This is a genomic window from Arthrobacter sp. Soil761 (genome assembly GCF_001428325.1).
Lineage (GTDB): Bacteria > Actinomycetota > Actinomycetes > Actinomycetales > Micrococcaceae > Arthrobacter.
The window spans coordinates 361,783-378,022 of sequence record NZ_LMSF01000028.1 but is presented as its reverse complement, the minus strand read 5'-3'; the positions used below and the strand labels follow the sequence as shown (position 1 = coordinate 378,022).

At 66.7% G+C, this 16,240-nt stretch carries 13 protein-coding genes and 2 pseudogenes; 6 read left to right on the top strand and 9 right to left on the bottom strand.

The features are described from left to right. Nucleotides 1–78: 78 nt before the first annotated feature. Nucleotides 79–807, bottom strand: a complete 729-nt coding sequence (locus ASG79_RS16295; RefSeq protein ID WP_026265838.1) for a TetR/AcrR family transcriptional regulator — start codon at nt 805–807, stop codon at nt 79–81. A 161-nt stretch (nt 808–968) separates the two neighbouring features. On the opposite strand from ASG79_RS16295, the gene ptsP reads away from it, so the two are divergent. From ptsP to ASG79_RS16280, 3 genes are read left to right on the top strand one after another with little or no spacing between them, the layout of a single operon-like run. Beyond that, complete coding sequence (ptsP, locus tag ASG79_RS16290; protein WP_056392488.1) at nt 969–2,654, top strand: phosphoenolpyruvate--protein phosphotransferase; 1,686 nt, start codon at nt 969–971, stop codon at nt 2,652–2,654. A gap of 44 nt (nt 2,655–2,698) precedes the next feature. After that, entirely contained in the window at nt 2,699–3,121 is a 423-nt protein-coding gene (locus tag ASG79_RS16285) for a helix-turn-helix domain-containing protein (protein WP_056392486.1), read from the top strand. A gap of 5 nt (nt 3,122–3,126) precedes the next feature. Further along, entirely contained in the window at nt 3,127–3,936 is an 810-nt protein-coding gene (locus ASG79_RS16280; RefSeq protein ID WP_056392542.1) for an alpha/beta fold hydrolase, read from the top strand. Between the two features lie 16 nt (nt 3,937–3,952). On the opposite strand, the gene ASG79_RS16275 is transcribed toward ASG79_RS16280, so the two are convergent. Beyond that, on the bottom strand, nt 3,953–5,173 hold the full coding sequence (locus ASG79_RS16275) for a PucR family transcriptional regulator (protein WP_056392484.1): 1,221 nt from the start codon (nt 5,171–5,173) through the stop codon (nt 3,953–3,955). A 234-nt stretch (nt 5,174–5,407) separates the two neighbouring features. On the opposite strand from ASG79_RS16275, the pseudogene ald reads away from it, so the two are divergent. Further along, nucleotides 5,408–6,491 (top strand): annotated as a pseudogene (gene ald, locus ASG79_RS16270) (alanine dehydrogenase). An 85-nt stretch (nt 6,492–6,576) separates the two neighbouring features. On the opposite strand, the gene ASG79_RS16265 reads toward ald, so the two are convergent. The 7 genes and pseudogenes from ASG79_RS16265 to ASG79_RS16240 form a co-directional block, all read right to left on the bottom strand. Continuing rightward, nucleotides 6,577–7,638, bottom strand: a complete 1,062-nt coding sequence (locus ASG79_RS16265; protein WP_056392482.1) for a Gfo/Idh/MocA family oxidoreductase — start codon at nt 7,636–7,638, stop codon at nt 6,577–6,579. A 124-nt stretch (nt 7,639–7,762) separates the two neighbouring features. Continuing rightward, the gene (locus ASG79_RS16260) at nt 7,763–9,478 is read right to left on the bottom strand and encodes an ABC transporter family substrate-binding protein (RefSeq protein ID WP_056392480.1); all 1,716 of its coding nucleotides are present in this window, start codon (nt 9,476–9,478) and stop codon (nt 7,763–7,765) included. A gap of 49 nt (nt 9,479–9,527) precedes the next feature. Next, the gene (locus ASG79_RS16255) at nt 9,528–11,726 is read right to left on the bottom strand and encodes an ABC transporter ATP-binding protein (RefSeq protein WP_056392478.1); all 2,199 of its coding nucleotides are present in this window, start codon (nt 11,724–11,726) and stop codon (nt 9,528–9,530) included. Further along, the gene (locus ASG79_RS16250; RefSeq protein WP_018769746.1) at nt 11,723–12,712 is read right to left on the bottom strand and encodes an ABC transporter permease; all 990 of its coding nucleotides are present in this window, start codon (nt 12,710–12,712) and stop codon (nt 11,723–11,725) included. The genes ASG79_RS16255 and ASG79_RS16250 overlap by 4 nt, the downstream gene beginning before the upstream one ends. A 2-nt stretch (nt 12,713–12,714) precedes the next feature. After that, a complete protein-coding gene (locus ASG79_RS16245; RefSeq protein ID WP_056392475.1) occupies nt 12,715–13,698 on the bottom strand; it encodes an ABC transporter permease in 984 nt (327 codons plus the stop codon). 90 nt (nt 13,699–13,788) lie between these two features. Then, the gene (locus ASG79_RS24335) at nt 13,789–13,917 is read right to left on the bottom strand and encodes a hypothetical protein (protein ID WP_018769748.1); all 129 of its coding nucleotides are present in this window, start codon (nt 13,915–13,917) and stop codon (nt 13,789–13,791) included. 136 nt (nt 13,918–14,053) lie between these two features. Continuing rightward, a pseudogene (locus ASG79_RS16240) lies at nt 14,054–14,639 on the bottom strand (TetR/AcrR family transcriptional regulator). Between the two features lie 146 nt (nt 14,640–14,785). Here ASG79_RS16240 and ASG79_RS16235 point away from each other — a divergent pair. Both ASG79_RS16235 and ASG79_RS24170 read left to right on the top strand, forming a co-directional pair. Continuing rightward, nucleotides 14,786–15,343, top strand: coding sequence for an NAD(P)H-dependent oxidoreductase (locus ASG79_RS16235; protein WP_056392473.1), 558 nt, complete (start codon nt 14,786–14,788; stop codon nt 15,341–15,343). Between the two features lie 225 nt (nt 15,344–15,568). Beyond that, nucleotides 15,569–16,213, top strand: a complete 645-nt coding sequence (locus ASG79_RS24170) for a GerMN domain-containing protein (protein ID WP_235509827.1) — start codon at nt 15,569–15,571, stop codon at nt 16,211–16,213. The last annotated feature ends 27 nt before the right edge of the window (nt 16,214–16,240 follow it).

Genomic DNA, 16,240 nt, shown 5'->3' with positions numbered 1-16,240 from the left:
TAACCTCATTCCTGCTGCTCCGCAGGAGTGGTCCGATGATTACGACGACGTACTGCTGGGTACTACGGGGGTCCGGGGCTAACCGGCAGGGCTGGTGGAGATCCGGTGAAGCCATTCGAGGAAGAGCTTGAGTTCCGAGCTGGAAAGCTGGTCAGAGTGCGAAGCCTGAAGTGCGGCGTTCAGGGCGATCGCTGCCACCACCACCGAGGACTTTCCGGTGCCGCCCGGGGCCGGGCCGCTGGCGGGCTCGGCGGACACCGCGAAGATCATGGCGTCCCGGGTCATGGTGGACAGTTCGAGGTTGCGTTCGGAAGCGGGCTCCGCAATCAGCATCAGCGTCACGCCCACGTTGGCAGCCAGGATGGACCTGGCTGCCTCCCGGGGCTGGACGTTCAGCTGGCCCGCCGCCGCTGCCTTGTTCAGCATCTCCTCCATGAGCGCCTCGGCGTCCGCCACGATGGCAGGCCGGCTCTCCGGGCGGATATTGCCGAACATCACCAGGTACAGCTCGGGCTGGTTCAGTCCGAACTGGACGTGGTTGTCCCACATTCTCCGGATGTCCTCGATGGGCTGTCCGGAGGGGGCGAAATCCCTTTCGCCCGCGACATATTCTTCAAACCCTGCGGCGACGACGGCGTCGAACAAACCTTCCTTGTCACCGAAGTGGTGGTACAGCGTAGGAGCCGAAACCCCGGCCAGCTGCGTGATCTGGCGCGTGGACACCGGAGCCCCCGCGGATTTTGCCAGCAGTTCCGCGGCAGCACGGAGCAGCCGCATTTTGGGGGGAAGCTGGCCATCCAAACTCATAACCGCTACCCTAGCACCTATAGCGTTGCTATATGAACTGAATCACATACAATTTTTTCAGGCACGTTTCCCGCCCTGGACGTAGCAGTCCTCCGGCGGACCCGGCACGGCGCCGGGGGAACTTGGCGGGCCTGTCTACCGGCAGAGAATGAGGACCTTCAGTGCAGAACTTCCCAGGAGTAGGCGTCAGTCCAGGCCGCGTCATCGGCACCATCCGGCAGATGCCCAAACCGATCAGTGAGCCTCCCGCCGGTGAACAGCTGGCCCCGGACACCACTGCAGAAGAAGCCACCGCAGCACTGAAGGCCGCCGCGCAGGCCGTGCACGACGAACTGAAGGACCGCGCCGCCCATGCCACCGGCGACGGCAAGGCCGTCCTGGAGGCCACCGCCCTGATGGCCAAGGACACCATGCTGATCAAGGGTGCGGCCAAGCTGGTGGCCCGCGGCACCTCTGCCGAACGCGCCATCTGGGAGTCCGGCTCCTCCGTCTCCGAAATGCTGCACAACCTGGGCGGCTACATGGCCGAACGTGCCACCGACGTCCTGGACGTGCGCGCCCGCATCGTGGCCGAGCTCCGCGGCGTGCCCGCGCCCGGCATTCCCGCGTCCAACACCCCGTTCGTCCTGGTGGCCGAGGACCTGGCCCCCGCGGACACCGCAACGCTTGACCCGAACAAGGTCCTGGCGCTGGTCACCGCCGGCGGCGGCCCCCAGTCCCACACCGCCATCATCGCCCGGTCCCTTGGCCTGCCCGCCGTGGTTGCCGCCGTGGGAGTGGACGAACTGCCGGACGGCACCGAGGTGTACGTGGACGGCGCGGCCGGCCTCATCACTTCCGACCCCGACGAATCCCTCCGGGCAACAGCGGAAGCATGGGCCGCCACGGCGTCGCTGCTGGCTGAATTCACCGGCACGGGCGCGACGGCGGACGGCCACGAGGTGCCGCTGCTCGCCAACGTGGGCGGCGGCAAGGACGCCGAAGCGGCCGCCAAGCTGGGCGCCCAGGGCGTGGGCCTGTTCCGCACCGAGTTCTGCTTTTTGGAGCGCGACACCGAACCCAGCGTCGAAGAGCAGGCTGCTGCCTACAAGAGCGTTTTTGATGCCTTCCCCGGCAAGAAGGTGGTCCTCCGGACGCTGGATGCCGGTGCGGATAAGCCGCTGCCGTTCCTGACGGATTCCACGGAGCCCAACCCGGCCCTTGGCGTCCGCGGCTACCGCACCGACTTCACCACCCCAGGCGTCCTGGACCGGCAGCTGGAAGCCATTGCCCTGGCTCAGAAGCAGTCAGGAGCCGACGTCTGGGTCATGGCCCCGATGATCTCCACTGCGGAAGAAGCGGCCCGGTTCGCCTCCATGTGCGCCGACGCGGGCATCAAGACCCCCGGCGTGATGGTGGAGGTCCCCTCCGCGGCCCTCACCGCCGAGGCCATCCTCCGCGAAGTCAGCTTTGCCAGCCTGGGCACCAACGACCTCACCCAGTACGCCATGGCCGCCGACCGCCAGCTCGGCCCGCTGGCCAACCTGAACACCCCGTGGCAGCCGGCCGTCCTGCGGCTGGTCGGACTGACGGTTGAAGGATCCCGGGCCGAGGGCCACAACAAACCGGTGGGTGTCTGCGGCGAGGCCGCCGCCGATCCCGCCCTCGCCGTCGTCCTCACCGGCCTGGGCGTCAGCACCCTGTCCATGACGGCGCGGTCCCTCGCCGCGGTGGCAGCAGTCCTGAAGACGGTAACCCTGTCCGAAGCCCAGGACCTGGCCAAGCTCGCCCTGTCCGCGCCGAGCGCCACCGAGGCGCGCGCGTGGGTCCGGGAAAAGCTGCCGGTATTGGAGGAGCTGGGGCTCTGACGGGTCCGCGGCCACGCCGGCTGCGGCCGGGATAGGCTACGTCCATGGCATTGATAGCCCCCCGCGTCACGGCCGGCCTGCCCGCCGGCGAAGCCCGCGTCCTGACGCGCGCCCTCGAGGACAGCAATGACATCACTGTCTTCGTCGACGGAACGGTCCATCGGCTGCCCGGGCAGGCGCGGGACGCCGTCGTGGACCTCCTTGCCCGGCTGGGCCGCGGCGAAACGGTGACCGTGAGCAGCGTGGCGGAAATGCTGACCACGTCGCAGGCGGCAGAGCTGGCGGGGATTTCGCACACCTACCTGCGCAACATGACGGACCGCGGTGAGATCCCGGTGGAGTACCGCGGCTCGCACCGGCGGATCCGGCAGGCTGACGTCATGGCGTGGCTCGAAAGCCAGAAACTTGCCGAACACAAGCGCAGGCAGGACAAGAACGCCGGCGCAGACGCCGGCCCGCGGGAATAGTGCCCATGGCGAAGGCCGGAGACCGGACAAGCCCTCCGCTGCAGTCAGCCGACCTGGAAGCCCACGGGCTGAAAGGCCGGATCCTGTGGGCTGATGGAACACCTGCACCGGGGCTGGAACGCGCGGACGGTTCGCGAGAGCCCGCATACATCCTCATCCACGGCATCGGCGTTTCCCACCGCTACCTCCGGCGCCTGCACGGTGAGCTCGCCGCCACTGCCCCCACCTATTCCCTGGACCTGCCTGGCTTTGCCGGCACCCCCAGGCCGGGGAGGCAGTTGTCCGTGGAGGACTACGGCGCCTTCATCGCGCAGGCTCTGAAGGCCAGCGGCATTGGCCCGTACATCCTGGTGGGACATTCGATGGGCGTCCAGTTCGCCATCGAGGCGGCACTCTGCGCACCGGACCACGCACTGCGGCTGGTGTTGATGGGTCCCGTGGTCGATTCGCGGCACCGCAGCGTGGGGCGGCAGGGCCTGGCACTGTTCCTGGACTCACTCCTCCGGGAAAGCGCCTCCTCCAACTGGCTGGTGGTGTCGGACTACTTCCGCTGCGGTCCGCGATGGTACTTCACCGTGCTCCCCGTGATGATGGGCTACCCCACGGAGCTGCGGCTGGCGGGCATCAATGTGCCGGTGCTGGTCCTGCGCGGGAAACAGGACCCGGTGGCGGGCGCGGATTGGTCGCGCCTCCTCGCCCAGGTGGTGCCGCAGGGACGCTTTGTTGAGATCGACCGGGCAGGACACGTGGCCCAGCACCTGCGGCCACGGCAGGTAGCGGCCGCCATCATGTCCTTCACCGAGGCCGGTGCCTAACGCCAGGTCTGGGTACTCAGATCCTTGGCCTCGCCGCCCAGCGCCGCATCTTCAACGCGGCGTGCAGCTCCAGGCGGGGCATCCCCTTCAGCGGGTCCACCCCCAGCAGCTGCCGGATCCGGCCCAGCCTGTTGTAGATGCTGCTGCGGTGCAGGTGGAGCTTGCCGGCCACATCCTGCACGGACCCATCGTTGTCATACAGGAGTTCAAGGACCGGGATGAGCTCGCCGTTGCGGTCGTGGTCCTCGAGCATCCGGAAGTACACCGAACCGGAATCCGCCCAGGCCCCCACCCCTCCCCCGGCCGAGGCGAGAAGCTGGTAGACGCCCGTTGCGCGGATGTCCACCAGTTCACCCAGCTGCGGGTCCACGGCTGCCGCCTGCGCTGCCACCCGCGACTGCCGGTATGCCTCGGAGAGCTGGCGGGTCTTGGAGAAGCCCTCGCTGATGCCCAGGATGATCCGGTGGACCGGGCGGCCGGACCGTTTGGCCAGCTCCAGCTGGTAGTGGACCAGGACCTGGGCGTGGTTGGCCCGGCCCGTCGACTCGCGGAACAGCACCACCGAGTGGGTTTCCGTACCGGCGCTGAAAAGGGCGGCGTCCACGCCCACGGTTGCCTGGAGCGCTGTGGAGCGGTGGATCAGGGTGGACGCGATGGGGTCCGGGCCGCTGGCCCAGCCGTCCGCATCGAGCACCGTGACCATCTGCCACGGACCGCGGCCCTGGACTTCCTTCCACCCGGCCACGGCGGCCACAGCGTTCGGTTCTCCCGCGCAGGCGGCCAGGAACTCCCGCTCCCGGCCCCGCCGGAATTCGGATTCGGCCGTATTCGAATCGAGCAGGAGGCCGGACAGCAGCTCAAGCTCATGGTTCACGCCCGGCAGCTGGGTGAGGATCGCCGTCGGGCTTTCCTCCGCGGAGTCCTGCTGCACCCAGAGGTAACCCACGCGGAAGCCCCGCACCATGAGCGGAACGCAGACCCTGCCCAGCATGCCCAGATCAGGGTTGGCCGGGACCACAACGGGCCGCACGGCGGTGGCGATGCCGTGCGAGAGCTGCCACGCGCTCACGTCCGCCGGGACCTTTTTGCTCAGCAGGAAGTTCACCCGCACCCGGTCGGCGTGGGACTGGTTGGAGCTGTAGGCCAGCAAAAGGCCGTCCAGGTCCTCGAGGGACAGGCCGCGCCCCAGCTTCTGCGCCACCTGTTCGACGAGCTGTTCCACACCCTGCTGCTGCATGGGGCAACACTACTGCGCTGGGAGCTCTACAGACGAACGGACACGAGGCGACACCTGACGCTTCAGTGCTCGACACCTGTCGAGCACTGAAGCGTGAAAACCGCGGAATCACGGGGGTCCTTGGCATGGCTGCAAGCCCGCTCCGTGTCATGTGGCTCACAGCCGGATTTATCGTTGAAACACGAAATCCTTTCCGTTTTTACGGCCCACCGGCCCCGCACACTGGAGCAGACGATGATCATCGGCGTCCCCAAAGAAATCAAGAACAACGAATTCCGCGTGGCCATCACCGCGGCCGGAGTCCACGAATTCCGCACCCACGGACACACCGTCCTGGTGGAGCGCGGTGCCGGCCTGGGCTCAGGCATTACCGATGAGGAATACTCGATCGCGGGCGCCGAGATCGTTAACGAGGCGGACGATGTCTGGGCCCGGGCCGACATGGTGATGAAGGTCAAGGAGCCCATCAAGTCCGAGTACCACCGCTTCCGCAAGGGCCTGATCCTCTTCACCTACCTGCACCTGGCTGCCGAGCCGGAACTCACCCGCGAACTCATCAACTCCGGCGTCACTGCCATCGCCTACGAAACGGTGCAGGAAGGCCGCTCGCTGCCGCTGCTGGCCCCGATGTCCGAGGTTGCCGGCCGCCTCTCCGTCCAGGTGGGTGCCACCTCGCTGATGGCTCCGGCCGGCGGCAAGGGCGTCCTGCTGGGCGGCGTTCCCGGCGTGCGCCCCGCCAAAGTGGTGGTCCTGGGCGCCGGTGTTGCCGGCACCAACGCCGCAGCCATGGCCCTGGGCCTGGGTGCCGACGTCACTATCCTGGACATCAACATCAACCGCCTGCGCGAACTGGACGCCCAGTACCAGGGACGGCTGAAGACGGTTGCCTCCAACAAGTACGAGATCGAAAAGTCAGTGGTGGACGCCGACCTGGTGATCGGTTCCGACCAACGACCTCGTGGCCCGGATGAAGCCCGGCTCGGTCCTGGTGGACATCGCGGTGGACCAGGGCGGCTGCTTCGAGGACACGCACCCCACCACGCACCAGGAACCCACGTACAAGGTGCACAACACCATCTTCTACTGCGTGGCCAACATGCCCGGCGCCGTGCCCAACACCTCCACCTACGCGCTGACCAACGTCACCCTGCGCTACGCCGTGTCCCTGGCCAACCTGGGCGTGAAGGCCGCCTTCGACCGCGACCCCGCCCTCGCCGCCGGCCTGAACATCGCCGCCGGCCACGTGGCACACCACTCCGTGTCCGAAGCCCACAACCTGCCCCTCGTCAAGGACTGGCACGAACTGGTCTCCGCGTAAGCCCCTCCGTCGATTGCTCCCTACTCGCCCTTTTGAGCCCTCAAAACGGCGTCTACGGGGGCCCTGTGGGGAGCAATCGACGGGCCTAGGCCAGTTCGCGCGCTTTTTCCATGATTTTCAGGACCGCGACCGCGTCCTCCGGGTCTACCGGGAGGGGACGGGCCGACGCGGTGCCGCCGTCGAGGATCTTGTCCGCCAGGATCCGGTAGAACTCGGGGTACGCGCCGCGTTCGGTGGGGAGCCGGTCCAGGTGGCCGTCGCGGCCCAAGAGGCCGGCCCACTCCGGCGCCTCCTGGCCGTAGGCGGGATCCAGGGGGCTGCCGCCGGCCGCCATGTAGGGCTCCTGGGGGTCCACACCGTTCTTGGTGAAGCCGCCTATCGAGCCCAGCACCCGGAAGCGCGGACCCTGCTGCGCGCACAGCATGTTCATGGTCAGGTGGCTGGTCACCCCCGAATCGTGCCGCAGGACCAGGAAGACGTCATCATCCGTCCGCTCATCCGAGCGCCGCGCCTTCAGCTCGGCGTGGAGCACGGCGGCCGGGCCGAACAGCTGCAGCGCCTGGTCGATCAGGTGGCTGCCAAGATCAAACAGGATGCCTCCCCCGTCGACGGCTGTGGCCCGGGCCTTCCAGGCTTTGCTGATGGCCGGGGACCAGCGTTCGAAACGCGACTCGAACCTGGTGACGCTTCCCAGCGACTGCGCGGCCAGCAGCTTTCGCAGCGTGAGGAAGTCCCCGTCCCACCGCCGGTTGTGGAACACCGTGAGCACGCGGCCCAGCTGCCGCGCCAGGTCGATCAGTTCCTGCCCCTGCCCGCTGGTGACCGCAAATGGCTTGTCCACCACCACGTCCAGTCCCGCTTCCAACGCTGCCTTGGCCAGCGAATGGTGCGTCGCGGGCGGCGTCGCCAGGACCAACAGGTCCAGGTCGGCTGCCCGCTTAAGGACGGCGGCACCGTCCCGCATTACCTCCACCCCTGGAAGCCTGGATGAGGCAGCCGCCCTCCGCCCGGCGTCGGACGTGGCCACGGCGTCCAGCGAGTAGCTGCTGTTGGCCGCGAGCAACGGCGCGTGGAACACGCTGCCGGCTAGCCCATAGCCGACGACGGCGGTACGGATGGTGCGCTGGTCGCCTTCAGTTCCGGTCATGGAACCAACGCTACCCCTGGCGTGGCGGCATCGAACAAGACCCGTTAAACGCCGAAAGAAGGCACCCCTGGTGACCAGGGGTGCCTTCTTTCGGCGTTGTGCGGCTACTGCCGCGGGAGGGACGTTACTTCTTTTCCCAGCCGATGGTGGTCCAGTCCGGAACCTGCGAGAGGCTCTTGAAGAGGGACGGGCCGTAGTTGGCCAGGCCGGTGCGGACGAAGGAGATCTGCGGGCCGTTGAAGACCACGCCCATGGAGTAGTACTTGGCCATGTGCTCCTTCTCCACATCCATGGCTGCCTTGTTGCGGGCGGCGTTGTCCTCGATCGAGGCGAGGTCGGCAATCTTCTTGTCCAGCTCGGCGTCGCCCAGCTTGTTCTCGTTGGTCTTGGAGTCGTAGTACTGCTTGACGGCATCGGTGGCGTCCGGACCAACCGTGTAGCCGGAGATGCTCAGGTCGAACTCACGGCTGCCCAGGACCTTGCCGAAGTCGGCGGAGGCGCGCTGGTCAATCCCGACATCCATGCCGCCGGCCTGGAGCTGCTTCTGGAGCGTCTGGGCCACTGCCAGGGTGGTGGGGTCGTCGCCAAAGTTGCTGATCTTGAAGGCGGCGGGCTTGCCGTCCTTCTCCATGATCCCGTTGGCGTTGGCCGTGTAGCCGGCGTCGGTGAGGACCTTCTTGGCGGCGTCCGCGCCGGTTTCCTTGACCGGGTAGTTGTCCTGGTAGTAGTCCGAGAACGGCAGGAGCATCATGGAACCGGAGCTGGGCTCCTCCCAGTTCAACCCGTTGAAGCGGACCTTGCGCAGGGCTTCACGGTCGACGGCGGCGAAGATGGCCTTGCGGACGTTGACGTCGGTGATGCGCTGGGCGTTCAGGTTCAGGCCGCCGGCAAACAGCCGCTGGCCGCGGCGGATGTCGGAGTCCTTGGTGCCGTCCAGCTGCTTGTAGAGGGAGATGGTGTTGGCCGACATCGCGTCAATCTCGCCGTTCTTGAACGCGGCGATCTGGGCGCTGGTTTCCAGCTGCCGGAAGGTCACGTTGGCAAGGACCGGCTTCTGGCCCCACCACTTGTCGTTCGGCACCATGGTGACGGTCTTGGCGGCGGTGTCGTACTGGTCCAGCTTGAAGGGACCTGCCATCCATTCGGGGTGCATGTTGCCGTTGAAGCCCTCATTGAAGATTTCGGGGGTGTTGACGGCGGGGTGGATGAGTCCGAAGAACAGCGAATCCACCGGGAAGACCGGCTGGCTGGTCTTGACGATGACTTCCTTGTCGTTGCTGCCCGCTTCGACGGAGTCAACGAACTCGTAGGCGCCCGAGCTGACGATGTCGTAGCCGGCATCCGGGCTCTTGAGGATGTTCCAGGTGTTCTTGAAGGCCTTGACGTCGATCGGGGTGCCGTCGTTGTAGGTGGCCTTGGGGTTCACCTTGATGGTGATGGTCTGCTTGCCGTCCTTGACCACGCTGTCCACTGACTCGCAGAAATCCGTGTTCGGCGTGACCTTGCCCTTGAAGTCCACCTTCCAGCAGCCGCCCATGCCGCCGCCGTTCATGGCGACCGGGTTCATGGGAACCTGCAGCGCTGAGTTGTCCGCACTGTTGCCGTTGTTGGAGAACCCGTTGAAGTCCGGCCCGATGTTGCCCAACGGAAGGGTGACCTTGCCGCCCTGCTGCAGGTCGGCAGCCGGCTTCTCGTTGATGCTGATCAGCTTGGCCAGGTCGCTTCCCGATGCCTGTGCCTTGGCCGTTTCGGGGCCGCTGGCACCGCCACCGCCGCAGGCCGTCAGCGCCAGGGCCGCAGCAACAGCTGCAGCTCCGCCGATCCTGTTCAGTTTCCTCATGGTTTTCCCTTCATTGGTGCGAGTGGTGGTGCTTGTGGGTCGAGAAGTCCTAGGGCGCATGGTGGTCCGCCGGTTCGTGGACCACCAGCATGTCCTCATCCAGTTCCCCATCCGGAAAGAAGCAGGCGAACTGCTGGTCCGCGGCGGATGCCGCAGCTTCCAGGGGCGGTTCCAGGGTGAGGCACTTTTCCTGCTTGGCCGGCGGCAGCGCCGCGAAGACAGGACAACGGGTGGCGAAGTTGCAGCCTTTGGGTGCCTGCAGCGGCGAGGGCAGGTCACCCTGCAGGATGATGCGTTCGCGGGTGCGTTCCAGCTGGGGGTCCGGAACGGGAATGGCGGAGAGGAGCGCGCGGGTGTAAGGGTGCCGGGGGTTGTCGAACACCCGGTCCACGGCACCGATCTCCACGATTTTGCCCAAGTACATCACCGCCACCCGGTTGGAGATGTGGCGCACCACGGAGAGGTCGTGCGCCACCAGCAGGTAGCTCAGGCCCAGTTCGGCGCGCAGGTGGTCCAGGAGGTTGATCACGCCGGCCTGGACCGATACGTCCAGGGCGGAGACGGGTTCGTCCAAAACCACCAGCTTGGGGTTCACGGCCAACGCCCGGGCGATCCCGATCCGCTGCCGCTGGCCGCCGGAGAACTGGTTGGGGAAGCGGTTGACGTGGTCCGGCTGCAGGCCCACGAGCTTCATCAGCTCCATGATCCGCTTCCTGGTGGCCGCCCGGTCCATGCCCGCGTTCTGCAGGGGTTCGGCAAGGACCTCGTACACCGTGAACCGGGGATCCAGGGCGCCGGTGGGATCCTGGAACACCATCTGGAGCTCGCGGCGCATCCTGGCTTTGGTCTTTGCGTCGGCAGCCTGCTTGTTGCTGAGCCCGCCGATCACCACCTCGCCGTCCTGGTCCGGATGGAACTCCATGATCTCCAGGAGCGTGGTGGTCTTTCCCGATCCGGACTCGCCCACGATGGAGAAGCATTCACCTTCGCGGATATCAAAGGTCACGCCGTCCACGGCCTTGACCGTGCCGATCCTGCGCTTGATCAAGGCGCCCCTGGTCAGCGGGAAATGCTTCCGCACGTCCTTGAGCTTCAGCACGGTGTCCCGCTGGGCACGGGGGATGGCGTCGAAGCGGGACACAGGCACCGGCGGGGCGGCGAACACGTCGTGGACATCCACAGTTCCGCCCAGCGATCCGGACTTGATGCAGGCGGCACGGTGCAGTGCGCCGCCGTCGACGGGTGCGAGGGCGGGCTCGCCGTCAAGGCAGGCCTCCGAGGCAAGGGGGCAGCGGGGTGCGAACGAGCATCCGGTGGGGGCGTGGAGCAGGTTGGGCGGCATTCCCTCGATGGGGACGAGCGAGGATTTCTCCGCCACGTCCACCCGGGGCACGGCGCCCAGCAGGCCCATGGTGTAGGGCATCCGCGGGTTGTAGTAGATGTCGTCCACGGCACCGGTTTCCACCGGCTTGCCCGCGTACATGACCATGATGTCGTCTGCCATCCCGGCCACCACGCCGAGGTCGTGCGTGATCATCACGACGGCGGCACCGGTCTCCTCCTGTGCCGCGTGGAGCACCTCGAGGACCTGGGCCTGGATGGTGACGTCCAGGGCCGTCGTCGGCTCGTCCGCGATCAGGACGCGCGGGTTGTTGGCGATGGCGATGGCGATCATGACGCGCTGGCGCATGCCGCCGGAGAACTCGTGCGGGAAGGCTTTCAGCCGTTCACGGGGGCTGGGGATCCCCACCATGGCGAGAAGCTCGACGGCGCGGGCTTCCTTGGCCTTCCTGCTCATGTAGGGGTGGTGGATGGCCAACGCTTCGATGATTTGGGTGCCCACCGTGAAGACGGGAGTAAGGGAGGAGAGGGGGTCCTGGAACACCATGGCAAGGTCGTTCCCGCGGAATTGGCACATGGCCTTGTCGCTCAGCCCCAGCAGTTCCCTGCCGTTGAGCCGGACGGAGCCGGAGACCTGGGCCGCGGGCGGGAGGAGTCCCATGATGGCCAGCGAGGTGACCGATTTGCCGGAGCCTGATTCACCAACGATCCCCAGGGTCTTGCCGGGCATCAGGTCGAAGTCGACGCCCCTGACGGCGTGGACAACGCCGTTCTCTGAACTGAAGCGGACATTCAGGTCGCGGACGGACAGCACTGCGTCGGCAGGGGCGTGCAGTCCTGCCACGTGCAGGCGCTCCACGTCCGACCGGGCGGGTTCCATGGCTCCGGTGGTGGTTTCGCTGCTCATGCCGTCTTCTTTTCCGCGGGGATGGTCCGGGCTTTGGCCTTCCTGGCCTTGCCGGTGGAACTGGAGCTGGGGTCGAAGGCGTCCCGCAGGCCGTCGTTCATCATGGCCAGCGAGCCGGTCAGGAGGAACATGACGGTCAGCGGTACCCAGAACATCCAGGGGAAGGTCTGCACCTGGGAGGTGGCACCGCCGATCAGGACGCCGAGGCTCACGTCCGGGACCTTGATCCCGATGCCGATGAAGGAAAAGGCCACCTCGGCGAGGATGGCCGCCGTGACCCCGCGGGTGATGTCCAGGATCAGCAGCGAGCCGATGTTCGGAACCAGGTGGCGCCAGACGATCCGCCGCGGCGGCACGCCCATGTACTGGGCGGCCTTGACGAAGTCACGCTGCATGAGGGACATGGACATGGAACGGATCAGGCGGGCCGTCCCCATCCAGCTGAATACCAGCAGCACGATGATGAGCAGCAGCCACGAGGGAAGGTCCCGCTTGAGGCCCGCAGCGCCGCCGCTGGTGGCGACGGCCACCACCAGGAGTGCCGGCATCATGATCAGGGCCTCCAGGATGAACAGCATCACCTTGTCCACCTTGCCGCCGAAGTAGGCCATGCTGCAGCCGTAGACGGCGGCGATCAGGACCGACACGAGGCCTACCACCAGGCCAATCAGGATGGAGATCCTGGTGCCCTCGACGGTCATGGCGTAGAGATCGATTCCGGCCTGGGACGTACCGAGGAAGTGGTCGGCCGATGGCGGCATTCCGATGTTGAAGGGGTCGATGGTTTCCTTGTCCCACGGGGTGAAGAATCCCCCGATGAACGAGAAAACCGTCAGGGCCAGGAAGATGGCCAGGCCCGCCACTGCGGTCCTGTTCCGCAGGAAGCGGCGGAAGATAATGGTGTTTTTGCCGATGACGACGTCGGCGCTCTCCAGGTGCGCGTCCTGCGCCACGGCTGCCGGGTCAACGGCGTTCAGGTTGGTCATGGCTACTGCACCCGCACTCTCGGGTCGACAAGCGTGGTGGCGAAGTCCGCCAGGATGGCGCCCAGGGCGAAGATCACGGAGCCGTAGGCCAGGGTGGCCGTGGCGGCGTTGACGTCCTGCAGCGAGATGGCGTCAATGCTCCAGGAGCCAACACCCGGCCAGGCAAAGATCTTTTCGGCGAAGAAGCCGCCGGCGAAGATGGCCGGGATGGTGAACGCGATGCTCTGGGCCACCGGAATGAAGGAGACGCGGAGGGCGTGCCGGGCGATTGCCTGGTTCCGGCTGAGCCCCTTGGCCCGGGCGGTGCGGACAAAGTCGGCGTTCACGTTGTCCAGCAGGTACTGCCGCTGCGCAATCTGGTAGGCGCCCCAGCCCACGAGTGTGATGGCCACCGTAGGCACCACGTAATGCGCGGCCAGGTCCATGGCCTGGGGCCAGCCGGCCGCTACGCCCGGTGTGGAGATGCCGGTGACGAAGAAGATCCGGTCCCCCACGGACTCATTGATGTTGATGGCTCCCAGCTGAACCAGGAAGTACGCGATGGGCGCGGGCACGATGTATGCGAGGTAGCTGTAGGACGTGATGACGCGGTCCTGGAACTTGTACTGCCGTGCGGCCGAATAGACGCCGAGCGCGACGCCGATAACCAGGGTAAGGATGATGGACGCCAGGAAGAGCCGGGTGGAGATCCAGACGCGGTCCCCAAACTCGGCGTTGATGTAGGCGCCGTTGGGGCTCCGGCCCCAGTCCCAGCGGGTGACGATCCCGGTGAGCCAGTCAACGTAGCGCTCCCACGGGCTGAGGCCCGGGTCCAAGCCCTTCAGCCGCATGGAGTTGGCCACCTGCTCCGGGGTGGGCCGGGGGATGCGTTCCTGCTCGAGCAGCGCCGGCTTGAGCGAGCTGACAGCCAGGAAGTATCCGGCGGATGTGGTGAGGAAGATCATCACCACGTACGTGAGGCCGCGTTTGGCGAGGTACTTGAGCATGGGGCTATTTCTTTGGCCGCGCCGCCGGATGCTGGACGGAGGAACACTCCAATGTCCGATGTCGTGCCGTGCCGCTGGCCAAGTCAACCTTCACTGCTGGATCCTTCCGTCGTCCCCGGACAAGCACGGGTTGTGCCGCCTCACCGGGTTCTGCACCAGCGGGTAGCTGGCCTCCCGCAGCCCCATGGGCAGGTCCTGGTGGACTATGTCGCGGGTCACATTCCAGAGGAAACTATCACAAGCATTCACCGGAAAAGCGCCGCAATCCCCCGAAATCAGGCGGGCCGTATCAGATCGTTATGAATAGTTCTGTGAAGTTGGTTTGACTGGACGCAAGGGCGTTCCACCGCGTAATCTACGCGCCGCCCGCCACGCGTGTGACAAGATCGCGCCAGGAAGTTGCCAGCCGTTCACTGGTGACCCCATGTTCGCGGACAAGGTGCAGGAGCCGCTCGGGGTCCAGGCTGGCATTAAGGGATCCGGCCATCAGCCACGGTTCGGGGGACTCGAAGCCGCCTTCGCGCAGGAGCATCTCCACGTGCCGGTTCCAGAGGGCGGCGGCCGGGACGTCAAACCTGCTGCGGGAGGCGTGTCCGGCAGCGAGGACCAGGTCGCCGTATTCCAGTACGTAAGCGATCCGCTCGGCGCCCAAGGGCGATGAGCCGGTCCAGCGGCGCAGCCCCTGGGCCCAGGGGCGGCGGGCCGAACAGGACGCGGGCCTGGAAGGCGGCCTCCGAATCGTTCAGCAATGTCAGCATCAGTCCGGCGCGGCTGCCGAAGCGGCGGAAGACCGTGCCCTTGCCCACCCCGGCGTGCCCGGCCAGGCGGTCCATGGTGAGCGCCGCCGCTCCGCCCTGCGCAATCAGCTCCCGGGCAGCCAGCAGGAGACGTTCCCGGTTCCGGGCAGCGTCGCTGCGTTCCGCGGCCGTTACCGGGGTCATTCCCGGCCGCACTGGGATGGAACTCACACAGACAGTGTAGCCACCGGGAATATAAGCGGACTGCGGTCCGTTTAGTACGGTGAAGGCTCCATGAGCCTCTGTTCACCCGAACGCGGTCCCCGCCGCGACCCTAGCCAGGAGATTCCATGACCAAGAGCACAGTCCTTACCCTTGTCGGCAGCCTCCGCGCCGAGTCCACCAACCAGAAGCTGGCGGAAGCCATCCAGCTCAACGCGCCCGAGCAGGTGGACGTGGTGATCCACGAGAGCCTGGGCAACATCCCCTTTTACAACGAGGACCTGGACGTGGAAGGCCAGGTCCCGGCTGCCGCCGCGGCACTGCGCGCCGCCGCCGAAGAGGCCGACACCCTCCTGCTGGTCACCCCCGAACACAACGGCACCGTTCCCGCCGCCCTGAAAAACGCCATTGACTGGCTGTCCCGCCCCTTCGGTGCCGGCGCCCTGGCGGGCAAGCCGACCGCCGTCGTCGGTACAGCATTTGGCCAGTACGGCGGCGTGTGGGCCCAGGATGAGGCACGCAAGGCCGCCGGCATCGCCGGCGCGCAGATCCTCGACGACGTCAACCTGGCCGTCCCGGGCTCCATGGTCCGCTTCGCCGAGGTCCACCCGAAGGACGACGCCGAAATCGTGGAGCAGATCAAGGGCATCTTCGACACCCTGGCCGCCGCAGCACCGGCAGCCTAACCTCCCGCGCCACTTGGCAGCTTAGGGGGCCCGGCAGCGCCCGGCATGCAGCTTTGCATGCCGGGCGCTGCCGGCTTAAGGGGCACTTCCCAGCCGTGACCAACTCTTGTCCCAACCGGTACCTTCCGGACATCTGCGCGGACCAGGGCCGCCGTAGCGTTAATCCACTGGACCTACCGGATGGGATTGCGTGCCGCATGGCAAAGAGACGGAGTTGGGGCGGCGGTGGCAGCGGCAGCAGGGTGCCTTGCGCTGCTGGTCAGCGCTTGCAGCGCCCCTCTCCCCCAACCGGAAGGGCCATCCGCGCCTGCCACCGGCGGAAATGCCGGAACCAGCGCAGCGCCGCTGGCCCTCCTTCCGGCGACGATGGAAAGCAGCCCTCCGGGGGCGGAGCAAGGAAGACCGGCCGGAAGGCCGCAAAGTACGCCCCAGGCAGCGGCACCCGCAGGTCCCCGGGCCAGCGCCGCCGCCACGGCCCCGCCGGTAACGGCCTACTTCGTGATGGTGGACGACGGCGGGAGGCACGGTATCCGCTTTGGCTGCAATGACAGCCTGGTCGCCTCCGCCCCACTGGCCGGCGCCGGGGATGGCCGGCTGAAGGCTGCAATCGCTGCCCTCCTTGACGGCGGACAGCAGGCGGATGGACTGTACAACGCGCTGGGCGGCTCCAGGCTGAAGTTCCTGTCCGGCAGCTTTGACGGCACCACGGTCACGGTCTACCTGGCGGGCGCGCTGAAGCCCGGCGGAACCTGCGACCTTCCGCGCATTGACGCCCAGCTCACCCAGACCGCCCTTGAGGCAGTGGGTGCAGTCCGGGCTGATATCTACATCAACGGAAAGACCCTGGCGGACTCCCTGAAACTGAAGTAGCCGGCCGCCGGTAAATCAGTAATAAAC

Coding starts and splice junctions, on each gene's coding strand:
- ASG79_RS16280 (WP_056392542.1), top strand. CDS start 3,127: ATGGCGAAGGCCGGAGACCGGACAAGCCCTCCGCTGCAGTCAGCCGAC.
- ASG79_RS16275 (WP_056392484.1), bottom strand. CDS start 5,173: ATGCAGCAGCAGGGTGTGGAACAGCTCGTCGAACAGGTGGCGCAGAAG.
- ASG79_RS16255 (WP_056392478.1), bottom strand. CDS start 11,726: ATGAGCAGCGAAACCACCACCGGAGCCATGGAACCCGCCCGGTCGGAC.
- ASG79_RS16295 (WP_026265838.1), bottom strand. CDS start 807: ATGAGTTTGGATGGCCAGCTTCCCCCCAAAATGCGGCTGCTCCGTGCT.
- ASG79_RS16245 (WP_056392475.1), bottom strand. CDS start 13,698: ATGCTCAAGTACCTCGCCAAACGCGGCCTCACGTACGTGGTGATGATC.
- ASG79_RS16250 (WP_018769746.1), bottom strand. CDS start 12,712: ATGACCAACCTGAACGCCGTTGACCCGGCAGCCGTGGCGCAGGACGCG.
- ASG79_RS16235 (WP_056392473.1), top strand. CDS start 14,786: ATGACCAAGAGCACAGTCCTTACCCTTGTCGGCAGCCTCCGCGCCGAG.
- ASG79_RS16260 (WP_056392480.1), bottom strand. CDS start 9,478: ATGAGGAAACTGAACAGGATCGGCGGAGCTGCAGCTGTTGCTGCGGCC.
- ASG79_RS16285 (WP_056392486.1), top strand. CDS start 2,699: ATGGCATTGATAGCCCCCCGCGTCACGGCCGGCCTGCCCGCCGGCGAA.
- ASG79_RS16265 (WP_056392482.1), bottom strand. CDS start 7,638: ATGACCGGAACTGAAGGCGACCAGCGCACCATCCGTACCGCCGTCGTC.